Genomic DNA, 23,418 nt, shown 5'->3' on the forward strand with positions numbered 1-23,418 from the left:
TTGCCGGGCCACGGGCTCCTGTGGCAGGATGATATCATGGATCTTTTCTCCTCGCTGTTTTCCGTCCTCGTCGGCTACGCGCTGCCGTTCCTGTTCGTGCTGACGGTCGTGGTGTTCTTCCACGAACTCGGCCATTTCCTGGTGGCCCGCTGGTGCGGAGTGAAGGTGGACGCCTTCTCAGTCGGATTCGGAACGGAACTGGCCGGATTCACCGACAGGAAAGGCACCCGCTGGCGCCTGTCTGCGATCCCGCTCGGCGGCTATGTGAAGTTCGCCGGCGACGAGAACGCCTCCAGCATGCCTGACCGCGAGCGCATCGCGGCAATGAGTGCGGAGGAACGTCGCAGCGCCTTCGTCGCCAAGCCGGTCTGGCAACGCGCCGCCGTGGTCGCGGCCGGTCCGATCGCCAACTTTCTGCTCGCCATCGTGATCTTCGCGTTCGTGTTCGCCGCCTTCGGCCGCGTGGTGACGTCGCCGCTGATCGAGAAGGTGCAGCCCGAAAGCGCCGCCGAGCAGGCCAACCTGCAGCCGGGGGACCTTGTCCTGGCCGTGGACGGCAAGCCGATAACCACCTTCTCCGAACTGCAGCGCATCGTCACCGTCAGCGCCGACGTGCCGCTGCAACTCGACATCGACCGCAAGGGCGAGGTGCTGCGCATCGAGGTCACGCCGCAACACCGGGAGGTGACCGATTCGTTCGGCAACACCCAGCGCATCGGCCTGCTTGGTGTCACCCGAAGCCCCAAGCCCGAGGACCTGACGGTGATCCACTACGGGCCGTTGGAGGCGCTGGCGGAGGGGGCGCGGGAGACCTATTTCGTCGTCGAGCGCACACTCGGCTATCTCGGCGGCGTGCTGACCGGCCGGGAATCGGCCGATCAACTCGGCGGACCGATCCGGGTCGCCCAGGTCTCCGGCCAGGTCGCCACACTCGGCTTCGTGCCGCTGCTCAGCCTTGCCGCCGTGCTGTCGGTCAGCATCGGCCTGTTAAACCTGATGCCGATCCCGATGCTCGACGGCGGCCACCTAGTCTACTATTTCGCCGAGGCCGTGCGCGGCAAACCGCTCAGCGAGCGTGTCCAGGATTTCGGCTTCCGGATCGGCATCGCCCTGGTGCTGATGCTGATGATCTTCGCGACGTGGAACGACGTGCTGCGGTTGACGGACCTTTAGGCGGTTTCGTGGCATGACCGCAACGCATTCAAATGAAATCCCTTTCCCCGCGCGCCTGTGGTTGCGTATTCGGGAAAAGGATGTAAAACCACTTCGAATGCTGAGAATCTGACGAGGCCCCCCGGGGGCCCTTGAAAAAGGCATAGCTCGAATATGCAGCGATTGCGGAAACTCTCCTGCGCCGTTTTTCTGGCGGCATCGATCCTCGTGACCGGCGGGGGGCTTCCCGAGCCGTTCGGGCCCTTGGCCGTTTCGACGGCAGAGGCAGCCGTCGCCAGTGCGATCGTCGTGCGCGGCAACGCCCGCATCGAGGACGAGACCGTCATTAGTTATCTGACCATCTCGCGGGGGCGGTCCTATTCGGCCGCCGACGTCGACGAGTCGCTGAAGGCGCTGTTCGCGACCGGGCTGTTCGAGGATGTCCGCATCACGACGCAGGGCGGGACCCTGGTTGTCACGGTGACCGAGAACCCGGTCATCAGCCGCATCTCGTTCGAGGGTAACAAGCGCGTTTCCGACGAGACCCTGAAAGGCGTGGTGCGCACGACCGAGCGCTCGATGCTGACCCGCTCGAAGGTGGAGACAGACGTTCAGAACATTCTGGAAGCCTATCGCCGCACGGGCCGCTACCGCGCTTCCGTCGATCCGAAGATCATCGACCGCGGCAACAACCGCGTCGATCTCGTGTTCGAGATCAACGAGGGCGACAAGACCGGCGTCGAACGGATCACCTTCATCGGCAACAACAACTTCAGCGACCGCCGGCTGCGCGAGGTCATCCGCACGCGCCAGAGCGGACTGCTGAGCTGGCTGCGGACGACCGATACCTACGATCCGGACCGGCTGAACGCCGACCAGGAGTTGCTGCGTCAGTTCTACTACCAGCACGGCTATGCCGACTTCCGCATCGTCGCCGTGAGCGCCGATCTCGACCGCGAGCAGAACGTCTTCTACGTGACCTTCACGCTCGACGAGGGCGAGAAGTACAAGATCGGCGACGTCGAGGTGCAGACCTCGCTGTCCACCGTCGATCCGGAGGCGCTGCGCCGCTACCTGCGCACCAAGAGCGGCGACACCTACAATTCCAAGCGCGTCGAGCAGACCCTGGAGGATCTCACCCTGCAGGTGTCGGAAGAAGGGTATGCCTTCGCGGAAGTGCGTCCGCGCGCCCTGCGCGACTACGAGAACCGGACCATCTCCCTCGTCTACAACATCGAGGAAGGGCCGCGGGCTTATGTCGAGCGGATCAACGTGCGCGGCAACGACCGCACGCGCGAGTATGTCATCCGCCGCGAGTTCGACCTCGCCGAGGGTGATGCCTTCAATCGCGTGCTGCTGGACAAGGCCGAGCGCCGGTTGCGCAATCTCGGCTTCTTCAAGGAGGTCCGCGTCACCACCGAGCGTGGCAGTGCGCCCGACCGCGTGATCATCAACGTCACCGTCGAGGAGCAGCCGACCGGCGAGATCTCCTTCGGCGTCGGCTACTCGACCACGGACGGCATCATCGGCGACGTGTCGCTGAGCGAGAAGAACTTCCTCGGCCGCGGCCAGTACGTGAAGATCGGCGCCGGCGGCGGCACCGACACCCAGAGCTACGAGTTCGTCTTCCGCGAGCCGTTCTTCATGGGCCGCCGGATCGCGCTCGACCTCGAGGTCTATCGCCGCGTGTACGATGCCAACGATTACCGCAGCTACGACGAGGAGACGACCGGCGGCGGCATCGGCTTTACCCTGCCGCTGCGCGAGGACGAGCTTGCCCTGAAGGTGTTCTACAACATCTACGAGACCAAGATCTCGGATCCGAAGGGGATCGCCAAGAACCTCGCGACCTGCCCCGGCAGCGGCCTGTCGAACGCGGTCTGCGATTCGCTCGGCTCCTCGCTGACCTCGCTTGCCGGCTACGCGCTGTTCTACAACACGCTGGACAACAACATCGATCCGTCGGAAGGCATCTTCGCGAAATTCCAGCAGGAATTCGCCGGGCTGGGTGGCGACGCGCAGTTCATCCGCACGACGGCCGAGGCCCGTGCCTACCGTGAAGTGCTGCCCGACATGGGCCTGGTCGGCAGCGTGGCGCTGCGCGGCGGCCACATCCAGGCCATCGGCAGCAAGCGCCTGCGCGTGTCCGACCAGTTCATGTTCGGCGGCGACCTGGTGCGCGGCTTCGAGAACCAGGGCATCGGCCCGCGCGACATGTCGACGACCAACCGGGATGCGCTCGGCGGCCGCTTCTACGTCGCCGGCAGCGTCGAGACGACCTTCCCGTTCCCGGTCATTCCGGAGGAATTCGGCCTGAGCGGCGCCCTGTTCGCCGATGCCGGATCTCTGTGGGATGCCGACAAGGACCTGGTCAACATCGTGGGTGCCAACAACGTCGCCTCGAACGGCTTCGAACTGCGCGCTTCGGTTGGCGCGGGCATTCGCTGGCGCTCGCCGTTCGGTCCGCTGCGGGTCGACTTCGCCTGGCCGGTGATGAAGGAAGATAGCGACAAGACGCAGTGGTTCCGTCTGAGCGGCGGCACCAAGTTCTAAGGCGCGACCCCGAGACACGCTTGCGGCCGCCGCATCGCCGGCGGCCGTTTGCTGTTGCATACCCCTGTTGCAGACCCATGGCGCGGACAGAGCCGATGTCGGATCCGATCTTCTTTTCTCCCCCTCCGCAGACGTCTCTGGCCGAGATCGCGGCCTTCGCCCAGGCGGAGATCGTCCGCGGCGATCCCGACCTGCCGATCGCCGGGGTCGCGCCGCTGGAGGATGCGCGGGCGGGAATGCTGGTCTTCTTCGATAACGTCAAGTACCTCGACCGGCTTGCGGAAACCCAGGCAGCGGCCTGCCTGGTGGCGCAGCGGCACCTGACGAAGGTGCCCGAGGGCGTCGCCGCGCTGGTCTGCAAGGATCCGTACCGGTCCTGGGCGCTGGTGCTCGCCAGACTCTATCCCGACGCGCTGCGGCCAGCGCCGGTCTATGGCCCGATCCATGGCGATGCTCGCGTGAGCGAGCGTGCCGTGGTGCACCCGCAGGCGGTGCTGGAGGACGGCGTGGTGGTCGAGCCCGGGGCGGTGATCGGCGCCGGGGCGGAAATCGGCGCCGGCACCGTGATCGGCGCCAACGCCGTGATCGGGCAGAGCGTCCGCATCGGCCGCGACTGCGCCGTCGGCGCCAATGCCACGGTTCAGCATGCCCTGATCGGCAACCGCGTCATCCTGCATCCGGGTGTGGCCATCGGCCAGGACGGTTTCGGCTATTCGATGGGCGCCGGCGGACACGTCAAGGTGCCGCAGGTTGGCCGGGTGATCATCCAGGACGACGTCGAGATCGGCGCCAACACGACCGTCGACCGCGGCGCCAACCGCGACACGGTGATCGGCGAGGGCACCAAGATCGACAATCAGGTGCAGGTCGGTCACAACGTGATCATCGGCCGGCATTGCGTGATCGTGTCCCAGGTCGGCCTGTCGGGCAGTTGCACGCTCGGCGACTATGTCGCGATTGGCGGGCAGACCGGCGTCGCCGGCCACGTCGAGATCGGCATGGGTGCGCAGATCGCGGCGGTCAGCGTCGTCAACGACACGGTTCCCGCGGGCGGGCGCTACGGCGGCGTGCCAGCCAAGCCGGTCAAGCAGTGGTTCCGTGAGGTCACGGCGCTGAAAAAACTGGCCGAACGCGGCGGGGATGCCTGACAGGGCTCCCAAGCTCGGTTATGTAGAGCCAGGAACGTTCCGCTCAACGAGGGGCGAGGCAGAGATGGAAGAAAAAGACAAGGCGACCCTGGGGTCGGCCGACATCATGCGGCTGATGGAATTGCTGCCGCACAGGTATCCGTTCCTGCTGGTCGACAAGATCATTGAGATGGATGGCGACCAGTCCTGCATCGGCATCAAGAATGTCACCATCAACGAGCCGCATTTCCAGGGCCACTTCCCGAGCCGCCCGGTCATGCCGGGGGTGCTGCTGATCGAGGCCATGGCCCAGACCGCCGGCGCCTTGTGCGTGAACTCGCTCGGCGCGGATCACACGCCGCAACTGGTCTATTTCATGACCATCGACAAGGCCAAGTTCCGCAAGCCGGTCGGACCGGGCGACCGGGTCGAATTCCACGTCAACAAGATCAAGCAGCGGTCGAACATCTGGAAATTCGATGCAATCGCCAAGGTCGACGGCGTCAAGGTCGCCGAGGCCGAGATCAGCGCGATGCTCGTGGACGCCTGAGGAGCCAATGGCCTCGATCCATCCCACCGCCGTCATCGAAGACGGTGCCGTCCTGGCCGACGACGTGCGGGTCGGACCGTATTGCACGATCGGCAGCAGGGTGACGCTGGGCGCCGGCGTCGTGCTGGAATCGCATGTCGTGATCGCCGGCTGTACCACGATCGGGCCGCGCACTCATGTCTATCCCTTCGCCAGCCTCGGCCATCGGCCGCAGGACCTCAAGTATGCCGGCGAGGACACGGCGCTGGAGATCGGCGCGGACAACCAGATCCGCGAACACGTGACGATGAACCCGGGCACCGAAGGCGGCGGGGGGCTGACGCGCGTCGGCGACCGCTGCCTGTTCATGGTCGGCAGCCATGTCGGCCACGACTGCCGGGTCGGCAACAGCGCCATCTTCGCCAACAACGCGACGCTGGCCGGCCATGTCGAGGTGGACGACTTCGCCATCCTCGGCGGTTTGAGCGCCGTGCGCCAGTGGAGCCGGATCGGCGCTCACGCCATCGTCGGCGGCATGACCGGCGTCGAGTTCGACGTCATCCCGTTCGGGTCCGTGATCGGCGACCGGGCGCGTCTGGCCGGGCTCAATCTGGTCGGACTCAAGCGGCGCGGCTTCCCGCGCGAGCAGATCCACGCCCTCAGGGCGGCCTACCGGGCCCTGTTCGAGACCGAGGAGGGCACGCTGCGCGAGCGGGCGCGGCGGCTCGCTGAGGAGCAGACTGACGAACCGCTGGTCAGGATGGTGACGGATTTCATCCTCGTCGAGGGCGATCGGCGGTTCTGCACGCCACGCAGCGGCTCGGACGACTGATCCCGCCGCGGTCGTGGAGACGCCGCCCATGAAGCAGCCGATCGGAATCATCGCAGGAGGCGGTGCGCTGCCGGTCCAGATCGTCGCAGACCTGCGGGCGCGCGGCGAACCTGTCCTGGTGGTGGCGATCCGGGATGAGGCGGCGCCAGAACTTGCGGCCACTGCGGATGCAGAACTCGGCTGGGGCCAGATCGGACAATTGTTCAAGACCCTGAAGAGGGGCGGCTGCGACCGCGTGCTGCTGATCGGCGCCGTCAGCCGAAGGCCGGATTTCGCCTCCGTGGTTGGCGACCTCGGCACCATGCGACGCCTGCCGACGATCCTGAAGGCGCTGATCGGCGGCGACGACAGCCTGCTGACGCGGGTGATCGGCCTGTTCGAGGCCGACGGCCTCCGGGTCGTCGGTGTGCCCGACGTGGCCCCCTCGCTGCTGGCTCCGGCGGGGCGGATCTGCGGACGGGAGCCGGCCGATGGCGCGCTACGCGATCTTCGACTCGCCCACAAGGCGGTTGCTCGCCTCGGCGAACTCGACATCGGCCAGGCCGCTGTGGCGCTCGGCGGGCGGGTCATCGCCCTTGAAGGTGCCGAGGGCACCGATGCGATGCTCGAACGCTGCGCCGGTCTGCGCGCCAGCGGCCGGGTGCGCGCAAAGGGGCGCGCCGGCGTGCTGGTCAAGGCAGCCAAGCCCGGCCAGGACCTTCGGGTCGACCTGCCCACCATCGGGCCGCGGACCATTGACCTGGCCGTCGCCGCACAGCTTGCCGGCATCGCCATCGAGGCGGGACGCTCCCTGATCGCGCAACAGGACGAGACCGTGGCGCGCGCGGAGGCGGCCGGGCTGTTTCTCTACGGGCTGAACGGGGGAGAGGTGGCATGAGCGGCGGCGTCCCGGCCGACAGGCCCTTGACGGTCTTTCTCGTCGCGGGGGAGGAGTCCGGCGACCTGCTCGGCAGCAACCTGATGCGGGCGCTGAAGGTGCAGTATGGCGGCCCGGTCCGCTTTCTCGGCGTCGGCGGCGGACGCATGGCGGCGGAAGGGCTGACCAGCCTGTTTCCGCTATCGGATATCGCCGTCATGGGGCTGACCGCCGTGCTGGCGCGCCTGCCGACCATCGTCCGGCGGGTCCACCAAACCGTCGATGCGGCGGTTGCGGCCGATCCCGACGTGATGGTGATCATCGACAGCCCGGACTTCACCCACAATGTCGCCAAGCGGGTACGCAAGCGTGCACCCCACATTCCGATCGTCGACTATGTCTCACCTTCGGTCTGGGCATGGAGACCGGGCCGGGCCAGGAAGATGAGCGTCTATGTCGACCGGCTGCTGGCTCTGCTGCCGTTCGAGCCGGAGGCGCACCGGCGTCTCGGCGGTCCACCGACCTTCTATGTCGGCCACCCGCTGATCGAGAAGGCGGCGGAACTGAGACCAGCGCCGGGCGAGCGGCGGCCGCTGTCGGACGGCGCTCCCGTGCTGCTGGTCCTGCCGGGCAGCCGGGGCAGTGAGGTCAGCCTGCTGCTCGAGGACTTCGGCGCAACGGTGGAGCGCCTGGCGGCCGCGTTTCCCGGACTGGAGGTACTGCTGCCGGCGGTGCCGCACCTGGCCGAGCGGATCGCCGAGCGGGTGGCGTCCTGGCCGGTCAAGCCCCAGGTCGTCCTCGGCGAGGCGGCCAAGCATGCCGCCTTCCGCCGCGCTCATGCCGCGCTTGCCGCCTCGGGCACCGTGTCGCTGGAACTCGCCGCCTCGGGCGTGCCTATGGCGATCTGCTACAAGCTGGACTGGTTCTACCGCCGCGTGAAGCAGATCCACAGCATCGTGCCGATCGCCAGCGTGTCGTCCATGGTACTGCCCAACATCATTCTCGGGCGCAACATCGTGCCGGAATTCCTCGACGAGGAGGTGACGCCCGGCCGCCTGGTGCCAGTGCTCGAGGGGCTGCTGAGTGAAGGCCCCGCGCGCGCCGACCAGGTCGACGCGTTCAAGGAACTCGACGAGATCATGCGCCTTCCGGACGGACGCCCGCAGAGCGAAGCCGCAGCCAGGCTCGTGCTGGACCTGCTCGCCCCGACCTGATCCGTCGACCGTGCCCGTCGGTGCCGGCTCCGGCGCTTTCGCGTGGCCATCGGAACCGTCCCGACCACCTCAGCAGACCGAGATGACGGTTGCGCTGCCTTGAGGCGTTCGCCGGGCGGCAAGGGCGATCGGCGCCTGCCTTGCCTGCCGATCTCTGCCTGAAAGCACGACGGCCGCCAGGGGCGGCCTTCAGCGTGTTGACAAACTTTCAGCCTCTCCAGTGTCATTCCGGCCAAGCGGAGCGCGAGCCGGAACCGGAGAGCCGCGGTGTCGATGGTGTCAATGACGGAGACCGAGAGGCCCCGGCTCACCGATCCCGCATCTGCGCTTCGCTGCGTGCGGGATGACGCGTTTGGAGGGGGGCAGCAGTCTGAAGGCCGCCCGCAGGCGGCCTTCAGCAGGGTCAGGCAAGAAAGGGATCAGCGGCGCTGCTCGATCGGCAGGTAGTCGCGCAGGGGCGCTCCGGTGTAGAGTTGGCGCGGACGGCCGATGCGCTGGGACGGATCCTCGACCATTTCCTTCCACTGGGCGATCCAGCCGACGGTGCGGGCGAGCGCGAACAGCACAGTGAACATGTTGGTCGGGAAGCCGAGTGCGCGCAGCGTGATGCCCGAGTAGAAGTCGATGTTCGGATAGAGCTTCTTCTCGATGAAATACTCGTCGCTGAGCGCGATCCGCTCCAGTTCGATCGCCACTTCGAGCAGAGGGTCGTCCTTGATGCCGAGTTCGCCGAGCACCTCATGGGTGGTCTTCTGCATGATGCGGGCGCGCGGGTCGTAGTTCTTGTAGACCCGGTGGCCGAAGCCCATAAGGCGGAACGGATCGTTCTTGTCCTTAGCGCGGGCGACGAACTCGGGGATGCGGTCGACGGAGCCGATCTCGGAGAGCATGTTGAGCGCGGCCTCGTTGGCACCGCCATGCGCCGGTCCCCACAGGCAGGCGATGCCGGCGGCGATGCAGGCGAACGGGTTGGCGCCCGAGGAGCCGGCCAGACGCACGGTCGAAGTCGAGGCATTCTGCTCGTGGTCGGCATGCAGGATGAAGATGCGGTCCATGGCGCGGGCCAGTACCGGGTTCACCTTGTACTCCTCGCAGGGCACCGCGAAGCACATGTGCAGGAAGTTGGCGGCGTAGTCGAGGTCGTTGCGCGGATACACGAACGGCTGGCCGATGTGATACTTGAAGGCCATGGCCGCGATGGTCGGCATCTTGGCGATCATGCGCAGTGAAGCGACCATGCGCTGGTGCGGATCGGAGATGTCGGTGGAGTCGTGATAGAAGGCCGACAGGGCACCGACCACGCCGACCATGACCGCCATCGGATGGGCGTCGCGGCGGAAGCCGGTGAAGAAGCGCGACATCTGCTCGTGGATCATCGTGTGATAGGTCACACGCTGCACGAAGTCGTCCTTCTGGGCGCGGGTCGGCAGCTCGCCGTACAGCAGCAGGTAGCAGGATTCCAGGAAGTCACCATGGTCGGCGAGCTGCTCGATGGGATAGCCGCGGTAGAGCAGGGTCCCTTCGTCGCCATCGATGTAGGTGATCTTGGATTCGCAGGACGCGGTCGACGTGAATCCCGGATCGTAGGTGAACATGCCCGTGTCCTTGTACAGGGACGAGATGTCCACGACCGAAGGGCCGATCGTGCCCTTGCGCACGTCATAGTCCTGCGTGTCGCCACCGATGGTGAGCTTGGCTTTCGTGTCGCCCATTCAGGTAACCCCCTTTTCTGGAACATGCCGCGGCATCGTGGCTCGCGGAGCACCGCAGTTTCGTCGAAACCTGCTGGATGCCTGGTGCGGCGGGAGAAAGAGCTGACGACTGCGTAGCCCATTTGCGCAAGGCCCGCAAGCCGGATGCTGCAGCGCGCAGGTGCTCCGAACGGCCCCGGGAGAGCAGGTCTCCGGGGCAGGATCGGCCGCGGCCTCCCGCCCCGGAACCGGGGATCACGCCGCCTGGTCGGCGATGCGTCCGAGGGCTTCCTCCTTGCCCAGAACGACCAGCACGTCGTAGATGCCCGGCGAGGTGCCGCGACCGGTCAGCGCGGCGCGCAGCGGCTGTGCGACCTTGCCGAGCTTGAGGCCGCGTTCCTCGGCATAGGCCTTGACGATCGTCTCGGTGCTTTCCAGGCTCCAGACCGCATCCGCATCGAGGCACGGCAGCAGGTCGGCCAGGATCGCACGGGCGTCCGCATCGAGGATCTGGCCCGCCTTGTCATCGAGATCGAGCGGGCGGTTGCGCCACAAGTAGGAGGCGCCGTCGGTCAGTTCGACCAGGGTCTTTGCGCGTTCCTTGAGGCCGGGCAGGGCGGCGAGCGCCTTGTCGGTGTTGCCCGGCGCATCGAGCCAGGCGAGCACTTCGGCGCCGCCGTCGACATGGGCGAGGCAGGCGCGCCAGTGGCCGAGCAGCTCAGCGTCGGGCGTGGCGCGCATGTAGTGGCCGTTGAGATTCTCCAGCTTCTTGAAGTCGAAGCGGGCCGGCGACTTGCCGACCGCGTCCAGGCCGAACCAGGCGATCATGTCCTCGGTCGACATGATTTCGTCGTCGCCGTGGCTCCAGCCGAGCCGGGCGAGATAATTGCGCATGGCCGCCGGCAGGTAGCCCATGGCGCGATAGGCCTCGGCACCGAGGGCGCCGTGGCGCTTGGACAGCTTGGCACCGTCCGGGCCGTGGATGAGCGGGATGTGGGCCATGACCGGCACCCGCCAGCCCATGGCCTGGAAGATCAGCGTCTGGCGGGCGGCGTTGGTCAGGTGGTCGTCGCCACGGATGATGTGGGTGACGCCCATGTCATGGTCGTCGACGACGACCGCCAGCATGTAGGTCGGCACGCCGTCGGAACGCATCAGCACGAGGTCGTCGAGGTCCTTGTTGGGGAACACGACGCGGCCCTGCACCTGGTCGTCGACCACCGTCTCGCCCTCCTGCGGCGCCTTGAGGCGGATGGCTGGAGCGACGCCAGCGGGCGCCTCGGAGGGGTCGCGGTCGCGCCAGCGGCCGTCGTAGCGCGGCGGCCGGCCCTCGGCGCGCGCCGTCTCGCGCATCGTCTCCAGCTCCTCGGGCGTGGCGTAGCAGCGGTAGGCGGTGCCGTTTGCGAGCATCTGCTCGACCACCTCGCGGTGGCGCTCGACCCGCGCGAACTGCGAGATCGGTTCGCTGTCCCAGTCGAGGCCGAGCCAGCTCAGGCCGTCGAGGATGGCGTCGACCGCCTCCCGGGTCGAGCGGGCGCGATCGGTATCCTCGATCCTCAGCAGCATCCTGCCGCCGTGATGGCGCGCGAACAGCCAGTTGAACAGCGCGGTGCGCGCGCCGCCGATGTGGAGGTAGCCGGTGGGCGAAGGCGCAAAGCGGGTAACGATCTGGTCGGCCATGGTCGGGATGCTTGTTCTCTGCCAGAATGAAAGAAGGCGGCGGCGCCGCTCGGTCGCGGGCTGTGTAGCATAGCCGGCGGACAGGCAAAATAGCCGGTGGAGGGCGTGTGGGGAACCGGGACGGAACCGGGGAAGCCACGAAGACCTTGCCGTCGGGCCACGGGCCCGGCGCGCCGACGACACCGGCCCGCGGGTTTTATTCCGCCTCGGCGGCGCGCCTGGCGCAGGCGCTTCTCGACCGGCTGCGCGCTCCGGGCGGCCGGGCGGCGCAGACCGGCTCGTCCCGCTCGGGGACCAGACCCGCGCCACCTCCCGACCATGGTCTCTTGTGGTGCGCCTTCGCCTTCGCAGGCGGGATCTGGGCGTATTTCGCCCTGTCGGACGAGCCGTCGCCGTGGCCCGTCGCGCTGCTCGCCCTGGCGCTTGCTCCGGCGGTCGCGGCGGCGCATAGCCACGGCCGGCTCCGGCGGCCGCTGCTGCTCGCCTGGTGGGCGCTGCTCGGCTTTCTCGCCGGCACGTTGCGCACGGCACTGGTCGCTGCGCCGGTACTCGGCAGCGAGCGCACCGTCGAAATTTCCGGCTTCATCGAGGCGATCGACCGGGACGGCGGCGGCGCGCAGGTTGTGCTCGCCCCGGTGCTGCTGTCCGGCCTGGCCGAGGACGCCCTGCCGCGGCGGGTGCGCGTGTTGGTGCGTGGCGACGGCGCCGACGGGCTGGCCGCGGGCGACGCCGTCGCCTTGCGCGCGCGCCTGTTCCCGCCGTCCGGGCCGGTGCGGCCGGGCGGTTACGATTTCGCCTTCCGCGCCTTCTATCAGGGCATCGGGGCGACAGGCTTCGCCTTCGGCGCGGTCCAGCCGGTCGATCTCGGTCCGCGTCCGGCGGCGCTCGAGATTCGCCGTCAGGTGGCCTTGGTCCGCGACGGTCTCGGCGAGCGCATCCGCCGCCAGCTCGGCGACGGCGATGCCGGCGCGATCGCTGTGGCCCTGCTGGTCGGCCTGCGCGGCGGGATCTCCGCCGAGGCGCAGGACAGCCTGCGTCAGGCGGGGCTGGCGCATGTGCTGGCGATTTCCGGGTTGCACATGGCCCTGTTTTCGGGCGGCGTCTATGCCGCCGTGCTGGCGGTGCTGGCCGTGTTCGAGCGGGTCACCCTGCGCTTTGCCATCCACCGCTGGGCGGCTGCGCTCGCCCTGATCGCGGCAAGCGCCTATCTGGTGCTGTCGGGGGCGTCGGTGGCGACCCAGCGCTCCTATCTGATGATCGCGCTGGTGTTCGCCGGCATCCTCGCCGGCCGGCGCGGGCTGACCATGCGCAGCCTGGCGCTTGCAGGGCTCGCGATCCTCGCCTGGTCGCCGGAAAGCCTGTTCGCGCCGGGCTTCCAGATGTCCTTCGCCGCCGTCCTCTGTCTGATTGCCGTCTACGGCGCCTGGGCGCGGCGCCCGCGTGCGGCGGGCTTCGAGCGGCGCCGGGCGGCGGGCGCGGCCGAGCGGATGCTGCGCCGCGCCGGGCTGTGGCTGACGGGCCTCGTCGTCACGTCGCTGGTCGCGGGGGTGGCGACCGGCATCGTCGGCGTCTACCACTTCGAGCGGGCCTCGCCCTACGGGCTGATAGGCAATCTGCTCGCCATGCCGGTGGTGTCCTTCGTGGTCATGCCGGCCGGCGTCCTCGCGCTGGCGCTGCTGCCGTTCGGGGTGGCGGCTGGGCCGCTGTGGATCATGGGACGCGGCATCGAGGCAATGCTGGCGGCGGCGCGCTGGACCCAGGCGCTGACGCCCAACGAGGGCGTCGTCGGCAGCCTGCCGGCGTCCGCGGCATGCCTGCTGATCGGCGGGCTGTTCGCGATGGTCCTGGCGGCCGGCCGGATGCGTCTCGCCGCGCTGGCGCCGCTCGGCCTCGGGCTGGCGCTTGCGCTCGCGCACCGGCCCGCCGACGTCCACATTCCTGACCGCGGCGTAGGGCTTGCCGCGCGTGACGGCTCAGGAACCCTGCGCGTGTCGGCGCGCCGGCCGGGATTCGCTTCCGAGGGCTGGTTGCGCGCGGAGGCGGTTGCGCCCTCGGCCTTCCCGTCGCGGCGGATGACGGAAGAGCAGCAGCGCTGCGACGCGGCGGGTTGCGTCGTCCTGGCTCATGCGCCTTCGGCCCCCGGGAGCGACGCGGAATCGGCGAGAGGACCGCGGACCGCACCGCTGACCATCGCCCTTGTCCGCGACCGGCGCGCGCTGCCCACGGATTGCGTCCGCGCCGACGTCGTGATCACCCAACTGCAGGCGCCGGAAGGTTGCGGCGGTCAACTGGTCGTCGATGCCGTCACGCGCGCGACGACCGGCGCCCTGGCGCTGTGGCTCGTCGCGGAGGAGGGGCGGACGCGGATCGTGCGCCTCGAACGGGGCAACAGCCAGCCGCGGCGGCCCTGGCGCCGGCCCATGCCGGACAGTCCATGACCTACCCGTGACCGGCCTGCGACCGGCCCGTGACCGGGCCCCGATTTGGTCGTACCTGGGCACGCGCGGAAGCGATCAAGTCGTCCGCACTGCCGCGCTCATTGCCGCGCTCACCGCCAGGCGCGTATCGGCCCACGCGTCGGCATGTCCGGCTGAGGTACCCCGAGCCCGTCAGGGAGCATGCGCGCGGGCAGACACTTGCCGCCTCGAAGCGCACGGCCGGTTCATCGATGTCGCGCCGGTGTGCTGCGCCGGCGCGCGGCGGCTCAGTACTGGCGGAACAGGGCGACCAGACGGCCCTGGATGCGGACCCGGCCGGGGCCGAAGATGCGGGTCTCATAGGCCGGGTTGGCCGCCTCGAGGGCAATGGACGGGCCCTTCTTGCGCAGGCGCTTCAGCGTCGCTTCCTCGTCGTCGACGAGGGCGACGACGATGTCGCCGCTTTCGGCGCTGTCGGTCTTGCGGATGAGCACCGTATCGCCGTCGAGGATGCCGGCCTCGATCATCGAATCGCCGCGCACCTCCAAGGCATAGTGCTCGCCGCGGCCGAGCAGCTCCGGCGGAACCGAGATCGAATGGCTGTGGGTCTGGATCGCCTCGATCGGCACGCCGGCGGCGATCCGGCCCATGACCGGGATCGTCGCCATGCCGGCCGGATCGCCGGCCTCGGTCCGTCCGGCCTGAGCCGGGGCACGGCCGAGCGATCCCTCGATGATCGAGGGCGAGAAGCCGCGCGAGCGCGGCGAGCCGAGGCCGGGAGCGATCGATTCGGGCAGACGCACCACCTCCATGGCACGCGCGCGATTGGGCAGTCGGCGGATGAAGCCGCGTTCCTCCAGGGCCGTGATAAGGCGGTGGATGCCCGACTTGGAGCGCAAGTCGAGGGCATCCTTCATCTCATCGAAGGAGGGCGGCACGCCGGTTTCCTTCAGACGTTCGTGGATGAACATCAGAAGTTCGTACTGCTTGCGCGTCAACATGGCCCACCCTCGTTGTGACCGGCCGCCGTCAGGCGTCGGAATCGGTACAAATCATGAACGTACCCTACCTGTTCTCACTGTGTTCTACAAGCCTTAACGTCCGGTTAGCGGAAGATGCGCGGTGGCTGACAACGGGGCGGCGGTCACCGGAACGCAGCAGCGGTCAGGTTGTCCGTCTCAGGCCGTCCGTCCCAAGCGGTCCGTTTCAGGCCTCGACCAGCCGGCGCACCAGCCAGTGCTCCAGCAGCCTGTCGACCTCGTCGGGCGCGCGGCCGCGCGTCGCCGCCACGCAGACGTCGCAGATCGAGGCGTGCGGCCGCTCGTCGCCGGCGCGCGGGCGCATCTCGGCGAGGGCCTCGTAGAGGACGCGTGGACCCAGGTCGTTGATGAAGCGGAAGTGGGTGCGCCGTCGCATGGCCTCGACCAGGTCGGCCAGCGGCTGGCTGTGCAGGTTGCCGACGCGAAAGGCGGCGATCTTGCCGCCGGCGCAGCAGCAGGCCATCAGTGCGCCGTCCGGATAGACCACGGGACGATTGACGATCTCCGAACAGGGCGTCCTGGCAAAGGTCTCCAGCGGCGACAGGAAATGCTCCTCCGGATAGAGCGCGGCCCGGCCGAGGCCGATCAGCCGGCCGCCTGAGACGAGAATGCGCCCGTCATAGCGGGAAAGGTCCGCGCCGGCGCGCAGCTCCGCTCGGAACACGGTCTCGTCGAAACCGACCAGCCGTTCGCGCGCGATGCCGTAGAGGCGGGAGAAGGCGTCGACCGGCGACACGGCCGCGTTCACCGTCATGTTGACGATGACGATGAAGCCGACCTCCTCGGCGATGTCGATCGCCTGACGCAGGATCGCGGCATTCAGATACTCCAGGTGATAGGCATCGGCGCTGAAGTTGATCGTGTCGAGCCCGGCGAAGCGCAGCCGGTAAAGGAGCTGCAGGCCGCGGCTGCGGTTCCGGCCCCAGAAGCCGTTGGTGACGATGCGCGTCGACAGGCCGAGGCCGTGGGCGAGGTCGAGCAGGGCTTCGGTCTCGCGCGGGTAGAGCAGGGGCTCGCCGCCGGTGAAGGCGATGGTCGTCGCCGGCGGGTCGAGCTCCGCCGCCTGCTGGATGACGTCGCGGGCCAGTTCGAGCGTCATGCGCGCCCGGTTGCGCGGCCCCGATTCGATGCCGCAGTGGCGGCATTCGATGTTGCAGCGGTGCGAGTACATCAGCCCGAGTTCGAACGGACGTTCCTCGATGTCGGTTGTCATCCGCGGCCTCCCTGTGCCGATCGTAGCAAGTCAGCGTCGCGCGCTGCGGGTCGCCTCGACGAGATCCTCCCCGGACCAGGCGCTCGGCGCGTCGGCGCGCAGCCCGAACAGCGCCGCCGCGCGCGCTCGCGGCACCGGCGCGAGGCGCTCCTCGTCCGGTGTCTCGGCGTCGAGCGGTTCGACGACGATCTCGTAGCGGCCGTGGTCGAAGGGGCGGCCGGGTGCCTTCTCGACGAGCACGACCCGCTCGCGCAGGCCGGTCTGCGCGAGGCTCCAGGCGCGATGGTGGCAATAGGGGTTGTTGCCCGGCCGCCCGAACAGCGCATGCGCCGTCCAGGTGCAGCCCGCCTTGCACACGGCCGCGTGCCGGCAGGTGCCGCAGAAGCCCCACAGGTCGTCGGTGGTGCGCCGGCCGAGGGCCGAGATCTCGGGCGCGTGGGCCCACAGCTCGGCGATCGGCGTGTCGCGCACGTTGCCGCCCGTGTAGGGCACCGTCGGCAGCGACGGGCAACCCTTCAGCTTGCCGTCGGCCTCCAGGCCGAGGGCGGCGCGGCCGGCGCCGCAGCCCATCCAGGTGTGGCCGGCGTCGCCGCCATAGCGCAGCTCCGCCTCGAAGGGGCCGAAATAGCCGATGTTGTTGCCGGGGAAGAGCTGCACCCCGCCGGGCTCGAGGATCTCCTTCTTGATGGCGACGAGCTGGGGAAACAGTTCCAGCAGGTGCCAGGGCTGCAGCAGCAGGTCCGGCCGGTCGGCGGCGCGCCCGAGCGCGACGGTGAGCTGGATCTGCCAGGCGACGGCGCCGAGCTCGACGACCCGCTCGGCGACGGCGCGCAGTTCAGGCAGCGACAGGCGGTTGATCTGAGTGTTGACGGACAGCGTCAGGCGTCCGGTCGCCGCGATGCGCCGTGCGGTGGCGATGGCAGCCTCGTAGGAGCCGGGTACGCCGCGCAGCCGGTCGTGGGTCGCCGGCAGGCCGTCGATCGACACGCCGACGATGCGCACGCCGGCCGCAAGCGCCTCGTCGACCACGCCGGCATCGAAGCCGCGCCCGCCGGTGACCAGGCTGCAGGTCATGCCGGCCTGGGTGACCGCGGCGGCGATGAGGAACCAGTCGTCGCGCAGGTAGACCTCGCCGCCGATCAGGATGACCTCGGCGACGCCGAGGTCGGCGAGCTGGCGGACGACGTCGAGCGCCTCCTGCGTGTCGAGCTCGTCGCGGCGCGCCTTGCCGGCGCGCGAGCCGCAGTGGCGGCAGCCGAGGTCGCAGGCGAGCGTCAGTTCCCACACCACGATCCTCGGCGGGCTGTCGCCGGCCCAGGTGCGCAGCAGCTTCGCCGGATCGCCGTCGTAGAGCCGGGCCAGCCGCACGGTCTCGTCCATCGCCGCCTCCGTCACTTCAGCCGTCCGAGCAGGGCACGGGTCGCATTGACGTCGAGACCGTCGACGACCGTCCCGTCGGGGCCGCGCACCGTGAAGGTGAGCCCGGCCGGATCGGCGCGGGCGATCTCGCGCAGCAGCGTCAGCCGGTTGAGTTCGCCCGGGCTGAGGGGGCCGGCAACGCGTCCCGCCGCGGCCGTGGTCGTCGTGGTCGACGTGGTTGACGTGCTGGTCGCGGCAGAACTGCCGTAGATGACAACGGCGGTGAGATTGGCGGTCGCGTTGACGGTGGTGCTTGCCGCCAGCCCTTCCTTGAGGCCGATCATCAGGAAGCGGTCCCAGGCATCCTGCGGCTTGAGGTCGTCGATCTTCTCGCCCGGCTTCACCCGGGGGATCTCGCGCCCGGCCTGCATCGCCGCCAGTCGCCTTTCCAGCGCGGCGAGGTCGATGCGCTCGGGCAGCGCCAGGAGGTCCGGATCGAAGCCGCGGGCGCGCAGGGCCTTGGCCGGACTGTCGGCGAAGGTCTTGCGGAAGCCCGGATCGGCGGCGAGGTCGCGCAGCAGGTCGCTGAATTGCACCTTGGTCATCTCGGTTTCTCCTTGAATTGGCCTCAGCGCCTGCGTTCGATCAGCGCCCGGGCGGCGTCGACGCTCAGGCCGTCGACCGTCCGTCCGTCGGCGAGCCGCACCGAGACGGTGAGATCGGCGGCCGGGCGGCGAGCAAGGGCGCGCAAGGCCTGCAGCCGTGCCAGGGTCTCGGCCTTGAGCCCGGCCCCGGTGCCCGTCGACGTGAGGGCCACCTGGGTCTGGGTGGTGGCGGTGGTGCCGTAGACGAGGGCGGTCGTCACGCTGGAGGACTGCGTGGTGACCACCGCCATGTTCATGCTCTGGGCCAGTTCGGCGACGTCGCGAGCGAGGGGCAGCATGGTGGCGGCGCGCCAGGCCTCTGCCGCCGTCATCCTGTCGAGGCCTGCGGGCGGATGTTCGGCCGCCGCGCGACGGCGCTCGAGATGGGCCTCGAGGTCCGCCATGTCGAACTGCTCCGGGATGTCGAACAGGTCCGGATCGAAGCCGTATTCCTTCAGCTTGCGCCGGGGATCCTTGGCGAAGGCGCGCCGGAAGCGCTCGTCCGACCAGAAGCGTTGCACGAATTCCTCGAACCGTAGGCCGCTCATGGTTTCCTCTCCTCTCGTCCGTTTCTCTTGGCTCGATTTCCCTGCCCCTTTTTCTGGCCCGGCTTCGGTTCCGTCCCGGTCCTCTGCCTCGGTGCGGGGCGGCTGCGGGTGACGGGCGGGCCCCGATCTGCTATCGACTAGGGGACCGTTTCCGGATTCCGACCGACCCCGGAGGGCCCCCGATGAGTGCCGCATCCGCCTGGCTGTCCACCGCCGTCGCCGTCCTGGCGATCCTCGCCGGAGCCTTTCTTCCTTCTGCCGGCGTCGGACCGGGCGGGGAGGGTGACGGCGAGATCGCCGCGTCGCTCGGCGTGCTCGCCGCGACCGGCATCGCCATCGTCGTCGCCCTGCGCCTGTGGGCGCTGCGCCTGGGCCGGGCGGCGGTTGCGCCGGTAGCGCTGCGGTTCGATGCGATGCTCGTCGCCATCGGCCTCGTCTTCGCCGCCAGCCAGTACGCCCTGGCGGTGGGCGGGGGCGTCTGGTCGGCGCCGGCCGGACGGTGGACTGTCATCGCGCTTGCCCTTCTCGTCTTCTGCCTCGGCTGGGTCTCCGCCGGCATCGGCCGCAACCGCTTCGTCGGCTTCCGCACCCCGCGCACCCTCGCCGACGACGCCGCCTGGCGCGCCGCCAATCAACGCTTCGGGCGGGCGCTCATGCTGCTTTCGCCTGCCTCACTTCTGGGCCTGTTCGCCGGCGGCGGCTGGGGGCCGGCCATCGCGCTTTTGCCCGCCTTCGTCGTCGCCGTCGCCTTCCTGGTCAGCGACCGCCGGGCGCCGCGCTAGCACTTCCGCCAGCCAGTCGGCGATCGTGTTGGTCACGGGCTTCGCCACCCGCCGGCGCCGGTCGCCGTAGCGGGCGATGTTGGTTGCCGGCGCCGTGCGCTTCATCAGGTGGTCGAGGTCGGAGAAGATGCGCTGGCGCACGGTCCCGCCGGCCGTGCGCACCGCCGCGGCGATCCGCGCCGCGTCCTCGGCCGGGACCTGGATGTCGGCGCCGCCGTGCAGGACGAGGACCGGCACCGACACGCCGGGCAGCAGGCGCTCGGGCGTGGTCGCCAGAAGGTCGCGGTACCAGTCGGCGAGATGGGCGAGGGGTTTCATGCGCGCCGGCGGCTCGCCGCCGTCGCCGCCGCGCACCCAGGCGAAGAAGGCGCGCGTGTCGGCGAGCCGGCGTTCGGCTTCCGTCTCGCCCAGCCCGAGATCCTCCGACTCCGCGTTGACCTGATCCTCGAGCACCCGGTCGATGTCGGCATAGGCGGTCGCGATGACGCACAGGCCGGCGAGAGAGGGATCCTCGGCGGCAAGCGCGGTGGCGACCTGGCCGCCCTCGCTGTGGCCGATCAGGACGATCGGCGTGCCGGCCGGCACGAGGCGCGTCAGGCGCTCCCGCCAGGCGCGGGCAAGGGCGATGGTGCGGGTGAAGCGGGGCTTGAGGAAGGCCGGGTCGAGGTGGGTGCGCCCGGCGCCGGGCTTGTCGACCTGCAGCACGGCGATGCCCCTGGCGACAAGATCCAGCGCCAGGTCGCGGTAACCGAGGTCGATCGTGCCGGCGCGCCCGAAGCGGTCGTGGTGTCCCGAGCCGCCGAGCAGCAGGGCGGCGGCGCGGATGCGGCCCTGTGGCCGGAGCAGTCTACCCCAGACCTTCCGGCCGTCGAAGGCCAGCGACACGTCGCGCTCCCGCACCCCTGCGGGGGTGGCCGGGACCTCGGTTGCGGCCCGGTCGGCGCCGGCGCGCCGCGTGCCGCCTTCGCTGCGCTCGAGGCCGCGCCAACGTGGCACGCGGGCCTCGACGCGGCGGGCGACCTCCGGTCCGCCGGGTTCCGACAGGATCGCGGCGAGGCGGCCGTCGTCATCCAGGCGGAACCATTCGCCGATGTTGGAGCGCAGCAGCGCGCCGTCCGGCTCGATCCGGTAGTCGAGGCCCTGCAGCGTGCCGGTGACCAGCGCGCGACAGGCGAAAGGCAGTCGCTTCTGCGCGCTCAGCAGGCGCAGATGCAGATCGGCGAGGGCTGGAACGTTGTCGGGCAGGATCAGGCCGTAGCGCCCGTCGTCGAGTTTCAGCCGCGAGCCGTCGACCAGGCGGGCCTCGGCGCCGGTTGCGGAAATGGTCAGCACGGCCTCGCCGGCACGGCTGCGGATCGTCACTCGCCGGGGCGCCAGATCGGGCCGGCAGGCGATGTCGAAGACGGCCCGCACGCGCCCGCCGGGGCGGTTGAGCGCGACGAGGTCGACCTCCTGCCAGACGACGATCCGGCGCAGGCCGCGCCCGGGATCGGGCTCCCGTCTTGCCCAGGAGCGCACGACGATGCGTCCGCCGACGACCGTCTCGAAGGCGCTCGCGGTTCCGACCGGAACCGCATCCCATCCCTGCGCGATCAGTGCGCGAACCATATGTCTCTCGGTGGCTCCTCGGCGAGGTCCGCCAGGTCGAAGCTGCCACGACCCGGGACGATGTGGAAGAAATAGGCGCACATGTGGCTCGCGCCGCGGGCGGCGAAACAGGCGAGATAGCGCGCGCGCGCCTCGTCCAGGGAGATCCGCCCGGTCGCCGCCGAGGTCTGCGCCAGGCCTTCCAGATAGGCGTCGCCCGCCGCAAGGCCGAAATGGGAGGTGACGAACATGATCATGTCCATCGCATGCGTGCGTGCCCATGTCTCCATCTCCTCCAGGCAGAGTGGCAGGTAGCCGTCGCTGAGCGTTGTGCCCAGCAGCCGGGCGACACCGCGTTCCGACAGCACGCCGGGCAGGCCGTCGAGGATGCGTCGGGTGATGCTCAGCCCGTCCGGTCCGCCGTGGCCGACGAACGGATAGGGCACGTTGTCGGGGACCGGCAGCAGCGGCGGGTTGGCGCTGACCAGGTCGAAGCGCTCGCGCGCCCCGACCGCCTGGTAGAGGCTGCCGATGCGCACCGAGATCCGCTCGCCGAGCCCGTTGGCGGCGGCGTTGAGCTGGGCCAGCGAGGCGGCGACCGGGTTGATCTCGACCGCGACCACCTCGGCGCCCATGGCGGCGAGCCTGAGCGCCTGGATGCCCGGGCCGGCGCACAGGTCGAGCGCCCGGTCGCCGGGCTTGGCGCTCAGCCGCCAGGCGAGGCCGACCGAGTCGTCGCCGTAGTAGAGCGTCGGTCCGGGCTGCGGCACCTGGCACAGCAGCCATACGCCGAGCGTCGGCAGCAGGCACAGGCCGCCGAGGTGCAGGGCGCCGCCGTCGGTCGCCTTCAGCACGCCGCTTTGCAGCAGCGCGTCGAGCGCGTCGGCCCTGAGCGCGCCGAGATCCGCGCGGGGCGCCGCCCGGCCGAGCAGGAACACGTCGACCAGCGGGCGCAGGCGTTCGGGCGCGTTGGCACGGGCGTGCAGCCAGCGCTCGTAGCGCGGATGCAAGGGATCGCCGCAGGCGAACAGGTCGCGCAGGCCGGCGCGCTCGAGCGACTGGCAGACGCTTTGCAGCGCCGTTCCGGATGTCAGGGCAAGCATCAGGCGGCATCCTCCGTTTCGATCCGTTCGACGCTGGCGCCGGCGCCGAGCCGGGCGAAGACGACCGCCGGCTCCAGCGCGCCGAGGTTGGCCTTGAGCGCCTCGACCACCTCGCGGCGCGAGACGATGTCTTCGCAGATCTCGCAGACCGTGGCGTAGCGCGGCCGGAACGCGATGTCTGGCCGGCGCCGGCGCACGAAGTCCTGCACCCAGGCGGGGCCGAGCAGGGCGATGGCGTTCATGATCGCGCTGCGGTCGGCCTTCTCGACCAGCGCCTGGGCGCCGGCGTCGCGCACGGCGCCGAAATCGAGCACGGCGTTGTCTTCGGCCTCCATGCCGCAGCAGGCCACGAGGCGGCCGCGCGGCGACAGCGCGGCGCTGCGCACCGCCCACGGGCAGCCGCCGTTCAGCTCGGTCGGGTCGGCCGGGAAGATCACGTCGGCCGGATCGATGCGTCCGTGCGCCCGGCCGAGCATCTGCAGATAGGAATTGGACATCAGGTAGGCCGTCCCGTCGGCGGCCGGCGGCGGGATGCCGAGCGGCGTGCCGTCCGCATCGAAGCGCATCGGCAGGCGCTCGCCGAGTTGTTCCATGATCCAGTCGGGCGTGACCAGACTGTTCGGCCCGTAACAGTTGGCGATGACGACGGAGGAGAAGCCGCGCCCCTTCGCCTCGCGCCAGGCATGGGCGACGTTGGCGAATGGGATCCACGGCAGGTGGTAGTCGTCGGCGCTGATGTTGAGTTCCGCCAGGCCGGCCTGGCGCAGTTCGGTGATCTTGGCACGTGCCTTGGTCGGCGTGATGGCCCAGGAGGCGTTGGTGACGATGCGTGTGGTGATGCCGAGGCCGTCGGCATGGGCGATGGCGTCGAGCAGGGTTTCGCCGAGCAGCGTCGGTTCGCCGCCGGCGAAGATCACCACGCCGAGCGGCTGGGCGTCGTGCAGGGCGTCGATGGTGTCGCGGATGGTGGCGAAATCCAGCCGCTCGCGCCGGTCGGGCGCGGAATTCATCGAACAGTGGTCGCAGGCGGCCGTGCACTGGCTGGTGGTCAGAACGGTCAGCTGGCGGGGTTGCAGCAGGGCCATGCGGAT

General features: G+C 69.5%; 19 protein-coding genes. 9 read left to right on the plus strand and 10 right to left on the minus strand.

Annotated features, from left to right (window positions below):
- Positions 1 to 36 precede the first annotated feature (36 nt).
- The 7 genes from rseP to lpxB all read left to right on the plus strand — a co-directional run bounded on the left by rseP (position 37) and on the right by lpxB (position 8,263).
- Entirely contained in the window at positions 37 to 1,173 is a 1,137-nt protein-coding gene (gene rseP, locus SL003B_RS10635; RefSeq protein ID WP_013652843.1) for an RIP metalloprotease RseP, read from the plus strand.
- A gap of 243 nt (positions 1,174 to 1,416) precedes the next feature.
- Positions 1,417 to 3,705 carry an outer membrane protein assembly factor BamA gene (gene bamA / locus SL003B_RS10640; RefSeq protein WP_242390366.1) on the plus strand — a complete coding sequence of 763 codons (2,289 nt, stop codon included), beginning with the start codon at positions 1,417 to 1,419 and terminating at the stop codon, positions 3,703 to 3,705.
- Positions 3,706 to 3,800: 95 nt separating this feature from the next.
- The gene (gene lpxD / locus SL003B_RS10645) at positions 3,801 to 4,853 is read left to right on the plus strand and encodes a UDP-3-O-(3-hydroxymyristoyl)glucosamine N-acyltransferase (protein WP_013652845.1); all 1,053 of its coding nucleotides are present in this window, start codon (positions 3,801 to 3,803) and stop codon (positions 4,851 to 4,853) included.
- 64 nt (positions 4,854 to 4,917) lie between these two features.
- Positions 4,918 to 5,382 (plus strand): 3-hydroxyacyl-ACP dehydratase FabZ, encoded by a 465-nt coding sequence (gene fabZ / locus SL003B_RS10650; RefSeq protein ID WP_013652846.1) that lies wholly within the window; start codon positions 4,918 to 4,920, stop codon positions 5,380 to 5,382.
- A 7-nt stretch (positions 5,383 to 5,389) separates the two neighbouring features.
- On the plus strand, positions 5,390 to 6,193 hold the full coding sequence (lpxA, locus tag SL003B_RS10655) for an acyl-ACP--UDP-N-acetylglucosamine O-acyltransferase (protein WP_013652847.1): 804 nt from the start codon (positions 5,390 to 5,392) through the stop codon (positions 6,191 to 6,193).
- Between the two features lie 28 nt (positions 6,194 to 6,221).
- Complete coding sequence (locus SL003B_RS10660; protein ID WP_013652848.1) at positions 6,222 to 7,070, plus strand: LpxI family protein; 849 nt, start codon at positions 6,222 to 6,224, stop codon at positions 7,068 to 7,070.
- On the plus strand, positions 7,067 to 8,263 hold the full coding sequence (lpxB, locus tag SL003B_RS10665; protein ID WP_013652849.1) for a lipid-A-disaccharide synthase: 1,197 nt from the start codon (positions 7,067 to 7,069) through the stop codon (positions 8,261 to 8,263). The genes SL003B_RS10660 and lpxB overlap by 4 nt, the downstream gene beginning before the upstream one ends.
- A 419-nt stretch (positions 8,264 to 8,682) precedes the next feature.
- Here the strand turns inward: lpxB and gltA are convergent, their stop codons facing one another.
- Positions 8,683 to 9,975 carry a citrate synthase gene (gene gltA, locus SL003B_RS10670; protein WP_013652850.1) on the minus strand — a complete coding sequence of 431 codons (1,293 nt, stop codon included), beginning with the start codon at positions 9,973 to 9,975 and terminating at the stop codon, positions 8,683 to 8,685.
- A gap of 234 nt (positions 9,976 to 10,209) precedes the next feature.
- On the minus strand, positions 10,210 to 11,634 hold the full coding sequence (gltX, locus tag SL003B_RS10675; protein ID WP_013652851.1) for a glutamate--tRNA ligase: 1,425 nt from the start codon (positions 11,632 to 11,634) through the stop codon (positions 10,210 to 10,212).
- 107 nt (positions 11,635 to 11,741) lie between these two features.
- Between gltX and SL003B_RS10680 the strand changes: the two genes are divergently transcribed.
- The gene (locus SL003B_RS10680; RefSeq protein ID WP_083812078.1) at positions 11,742 to 14,072 is read left to right on the plus strand and encodes a ComEC/Rec2 family competence protein; all 2,331 of its coding nucleotides are present in this window, start codon (positions 11,742 to 11,744) and stop codon (positions 14,070 to 14,072) included.
- A 266-nt stretch (positions 14,073 to 14,338) separates the two neighbouring features.
- Here the strand turns inward: SL003B_RS10680 and lexA are convergent, their stop codons facing one another.
- From lexA to SL003B_RS10705, 5 genes are all read right to left on the minus strand, one after another.
- Positions 14,339 to 15,052, minus strand: coding sequence for a transcriptional repressor LexA (gene lexA / locus SL003B_RS10685; protein ID WP_013652853.1), 714 nt, complete (start codon positions 15,050 to 15,052; stop codon positions 14,339 to 14,341).
- A 205-nt stretch (positions 15,053 to 15,257) separates the two neighbouring features.
- A complete protein-coding gene (locus SL003B_RS10690; protein ID WP_013652854.1) occupies positions 15,258 to 16,304 on the minus strand; it encodes a radical SAM protein in 1,047 nt (348 codons plus the stop codon).
- Between the two features lie 30 nt (positions 16,305 to 16,334).
- On the minus strand, positions 16,335 to 17,684 hold the full coding sequence (locus SL003B_RS10695) for a radical SAM/SPASM domain-containing protein (protein WP_013652855.1): 1,350 nt from the start codon (positions 17,682 to 17,684) through the stop codon (positions 16,335 to 16,337).
- Between the two features lie 11 nt (positions 17,685 to 17,695).
- On the minus strand, positions 17,696 to 18,268 hold the full coding sequence (locus SL003B_RS10700) for a hypothetical protein (RefSeq protein ID WP_013652856.1): 573 nt from the start codon (positions 18,266 to 18,268) through the stop codon (positions 17,696 to 17,698).
- Positions 18,269 to 18,291: 23 nt separating this feature from the next.
- Complete coding sequence (locus tag SL003B_RS10705; RefSeq protein WP_013652857.1) at positions 18,292 to 18,855, minus strand: hypothetical protein; 564 nt, start codon at positions 18,853 to 18,855, stop codon at positions 18,292 to 18,294.
- Positions 18,856 to 19,037: 182 nt separating this feature from the next.
- Between SL003B_RS10705 and SL003B_RS10710 the strand changes: the two genes are divergently transcribed.
- Complete coding sequence (locus SL003B_RS10710; protein ID WP_041375493.1) at positions 19,038 to 19,637, plus strand: SdpI family protein; 600 nt, start codon at positions 19,038 to 19,040, stop codon at positions 19,635 to 19,637.
- Here the strand turns inward: SL003B_RS10710 and SL003B_RS10715 are convergent.
- Genes SL003B_RS10715 through SL003B_RS22305 form a run of 3 tightly spaced genes read right to left on the minus strand, consistent with a single transcriptional unit; the run spans position 19,527 to position 23,412 of the window.
- On the minus strand, positions 19,527 to 21,245 hold the full coding sequence (locus SL003B_RS10715) for an alpha/beta hydrolase (RefSeq protein WP_013652858.1): 1,719 nt from the start codon (positions 21,243 to 21,245) through the stop codon (positions 19,527 to 19,529). The two genes, SL003B_RS10710 and SL003B_RS10715, sit on opposite strands and share 111 nt — an antisense overlap.
- Complete coding sequence (locus SL003B_RS22300; protein WP_013652859.1) at positions 21,230 to 22,327, minus strand: methyltransferase; 1,098 nt, start codon at positions 22,325 to 22,327, stop codon at positions 21,230 to 21,232. The genes SL003B_RS10715 and SL003B_RS22300 overlap by 16 nt, the downstream gene beginning before the upstream one ends.
- On the minus strand, positions 22,327 to 23,412 hold the full coding sequence (locus SL003B_RS22305; protein ID WP_013652860.1) for a radical SAM protein: 1,086 nt from the start codon (positions 23,410 to 23,412) through the stop codon (positions 22,327 to 22,329). Before SL003B_RS22305 ends, SL003B_RS22300 begins: the two co-directional genes overlap by 1 nt.
- Positions 23,413 to 23,418: the final 6 nt, after the last annotated feature.

The sequence above is a fragment of the Polymorphum gilvum SL003B-26A1 genome (assembly GCF_000192745.1).
In the GTDB taxonomy this organism is placed as follows: Bacteria; Pseudomonadota; Alphaproteobacteria; order Rhizobiales; family Stappiaceae; genus Polymorphum; species Polymorphum gilvum.

Excerpts from the sequence above, each read along its gene's own strand:
- SL003B_RS10660 (WP_013652848.1), top strand. The coding sequence starts at position 6,222 with ATGAAGCAGCCGATCGGAATCATCGCAGGAGGCGGTGCGCTGCCGGTC.
- fabZ (WP_013652846.1), top strand. The coding sequence starts at position 4,918 with ATGGAAGAAAAAGACAAGGCGACCCTGGGGTCGGCCGACATCATGCGG.
- lpxA (WP_013652847.1), top strand. The coding sequence starts at position 5,390 with ATGGCCTCGATCCATCCCACCGCCGTCATCGAAGACGGTGCCGTCCTG.
- SL003B_RS10710 (WP_041375493.1), top strand. The coding sequence starts at position 19,038 with ATGAGTGCCGCATCCGCCTGGCTGTCCACCGCCGTCGCCGTCCTGGCG.
- gltA (WP_013652850.1), bottom strand. The coding sequence starts at position 9,975 with ATGGGCGACACGAAAGCCAAGCTCACCATCGGTGGCGACACGCAGGAC.
- lpxB (WP_013652849.1), top strand. The coding sequence starts at position 7,067 with ATGAGCGGCGGCGTCCCGGCCGACAGGCCCTTGACGGTCTTTCTCGTC.
- SL003B_RS22305 (WP_013652860.1), bottom strand. The coding sequence starts at position 23,412 with ATGGCCCTGCTGCAACCCCGCCAGCTGACCGTTCTGACCACCAGCCAG.
- SL003B_RS10695 (WP_013652855.1), bottom strand. The coding sequence starts at position 17,684 with ATGGACGAGACCGTGCGGCTGGCCCGGCTCTACGACGGCGATCCGGCG.
- lexA (WP_013652853.1), bottom strand. The coding sequence starts at position 15,052 with ATGTTGACGCGCAAGCAGTACGAACTTCTGATGTTCATCCACGAACGT.
- SL003B_RS10705 (WP_013652857.1), bottom strand. The coding sequence starts at position 18,855 with ATGAGCGGCCTACGGTTCGAGGAATTCGTGCAACGCTTCTGGTCGGAC.
- rseP (WP_013652843.1), top strand. The coding sequence starts at position 37 with ATGGATCTTTTCTCCTCGCTGTTTTCCGTCCTCGTCGGCTACGCGCTG.
- SL003B_RS10700 (WP_013652856.1), bottom strand. The coding sequence starts at position 18,268 with ATGACCAAGGTGCAATTCAGCGACCTGCTGCGCGACCTCGCCGCCGAT.
- gltX (WP_013652851.1), bottom strand. The coding sequence starts at position 11,634 with ATGGCCGACCAGATCGTTACCCGCTTTGCGCCTTCGCCCACCGGCTAC.
- SL003B_RS10715 (WP_013652858.1), bottom strand. The coding sequence starts at position 21,245 with ATGGTTCGCGCACTGATCGCGCAGGGATGGGATGCGGTTCCGGTCGGA.
- SL003B_RS10690 (WP_013652854.1), bottom strand. The coding sequence starts at position 16,304 with ATGACAACCGACATCGAGGAACGTCCGTTCGAACTCGGGCTGATGTAC.
- lpxD (WP_013652845.1), top strand. The coding sequence starts at position 3,801 with ATGTCGGATCCGATCTTCTTTTCTCCCCCTCCGCAGACGTCTCTGGCC.
- SL003B_RS22300 (WP_013652859.1), bottom strand. The coding sequence starts at position 22,327 with ATGCTTGCCCTGACATCCGGAACGGCGCTGCAAAGCGTCTGCCAGTCG.